The 2,189-nt window shown below is 70.6% G+C and carries 1 protein-coding gene; it reads right to left on the reverse strand.

Annotated elements, in window-relative coordinates; all coding sequences use genetic code 11:
* Nucleotides 1-52 precede the first annotated feature (52 nt).
* The gene (locus AB0O00_RS36595) at nt 53-1,957 is read right to left on the reverse strand and encodes an amino acid transporter (RefSeq protein ID WP_363659021.1); all 1,905 of its coding nucleotides are present in this window, start codon (nt 1,955-1,957) and stop codon (nt 53-55) included.
* Nucleotides 1,958-2,189 lie beyond the last annotated feature (232 nt).

Genomic DNA, 2,189 nt, shown 5'->3' on the forward strand with positions numbered 1-2,189 from the left:
GTCCGCCCGGGGCTCGCTGCGCTGCTAGCGCACGCCCGGCCCGGGCGGTTCGTCAGCCGACGTGCACGGACGGGCGGCGGCTGCGGTCGGGCTCGGCCTCGCGCAGCACCTCGCGGGTGACGGGCGCGATCTCGCCCTGCCCGAGCAGGAAGAACCGCAGGAACTGGGCGAAGGGGTTGCCCTCCGTCCACTCGAAGTAGATGTGCGGCTGCTGCCCGGTCAGGTCCCTGACCCGGAGCAGCAGCGCCGCCAGGGCGTTCGGCACGCTGGAGCTCTCCAGCGCCAGCACCCGGTAGCGCTCGTGCAGCACCTCGCCGTGGACGGTCAGTTCGGCCTCGAAGTCGGACGGGTCGAGCACGGTGACCTCGACGAAGACGAGGTCGTCCTCGGCCGGGATGTCGTTGTCGGCGCGGATCTGGTGGATCTTGTCGCGGTACTCGGCGAGGTCGCGGCTGTTCGGCTCGTTGGCGATCAGCCGCAGCGGCCGGTGGGTGTAGTCGCGGACGAAGCGCTCGGCCGTCTCGTCGAGCACGACGTCGGTGACGCGCAGTTCGAAGGAGCGCCTGAGCCGGGACAGCAGCGACACCAGGATGATGCCGCCGATGAAGCAGGAACCGATCTTGACACCGTCCGGCCGTTCACCGACGTTCACCGCCGTGGTGTAGAGGAACACGGCGGAGATCACGGCGAAGCCGATGGTCCACCGCCGCTCCCCGGCCTTGTACGCGGCGATCGTGACGGCGATCGCGGCAGAGCTGATCAGCACGAGCACGCCGGTGGCGTACGCGCCGCCCTGGGCGTCCACGTTGGCGTCGAAGATCCAGGTGATCAGGAACCCGATCAGGGTCAGGACGATCACCATCGGCCGCACCGCCCGTGCCCAGGCCGGCACCATGCCGTAGCGGGGGAGGTAGCGCGGCAGCAGGTTGAGCATGCCCGCCATGGCCGAGGCGCCCGCGAACCAGAGGATCGCGATCGTGGACAGGTCGTAGACGCTGCCGAAGGTGCTGCCGAGGTACTGGTGGGCGAGGTAGGCGAGCGCCCGCCCGTTGGCCGGGCCGCCGGTCTTGAAGTCGTCCTTCGGGATGAGCAGCGTCGTGATGAGGCTCGTGGTGATCAGGAAGACGCTCATGATCACGGCGGCGGTGGTGAGCAGCTTGCGGGCGCCGCGGATCCGGCCGGTCGGTTTCTCCTCGGTGTCGTCCGGATCGCCCTCGATGTGGGGCATCACGGCGACGCCGGTCTCGAAGCCGGAGAGGCCGAGGGCGAGTTTCGGGAAGACGATGAGGGCCACGCCGATCATCGCGAAGGCGTTGCCGTGCTCGGCGGTGAGCCCGTCGGTCCAGTCGCCGAACACGTGCGGGGTCTTGAAGAGGTGCCAGAGGCCGTTGGCCACCACGACCACGTTCAGCGCGAGGTACACGATCACGAGGACGACGGCCACGCCGATCGCCTCGCCGAAGCCCTTGAGGAAGACGGCCCCGAGCAGCGCGACCAGGATCAGCGTGATCAGCACCTGCTTGCCGCCGAGGGCGCTGGCCACGTGCGGGTTCTCGACCAGGTGCGCGCTGGCGTCGGCGGCCGACAGGGTGATGGTGATCATGAAGTCGGTGACGGCGAACCCGAGCAGCGCCAGCACGAAGAGTTTGCCCCGCCAGAACGACAGCAGCCGCTCCAGCATGGCGATCGAGCCCTCGCCGTGCGGGCTCTCCTGCGCCACCCGCCGGTAGACCGGCAGCGCGCCCGCCAGGGTGACGATCACCAGCACGACGGTCGCCACCGGGGAGAGCAGCCCGGCCGCGAGCGCCGCGATGCCGGGCTGGTAGCCGAGCGTCGAGAAGTAGTCGACGCCGGTCAGGCACATGACCCGCCACCAGTGCGCGGTCTTGTGGCCGGCCGGTACCTCGGCGTGCGGGCCCGGGTACTGCTTGGCCATGTCCGCCAGGCCTTCCAGCATCCAGGCCCGGAACCTCGTGCCGCGCGTCGGAGGCGCCACCCCCGGGTCGGCCGAACCCGACGAAACCACGTACACCCCTGTCCATGACTCGTGTCGATGTGTCGATGTGTCGATGACGCGGCCGGGCCGCCACGGCTCCGGACCCCCTGGCCGCCGGGCGGACGGCCCGGCCAGGCTAAGGGAACGACCCGGCGCCGCCGCGGAGCCGCGCGACCGGACGCGCCGGGGTGCC

Origin of the sequence: Kitasatospora sp. NPDC093558 (assembly GCF_040683475.1) — a bacterium.
Classification (GTDB): Bacteria; Actinomycetota; Actinomycetes; order Streptomycetales; family Streptomycetaceae; genus Kitasatospora.

Excerpts from the sequence above, each read along its gene's own strand:
- AB0O00_RS36595 (WP_363659021.1), bottom strand. The coding sequence starts at position 1,957 with ATGCTGGAAGGCCTGGCGGACATGGCCAAGCAGTACCCGGGCCCGCAC.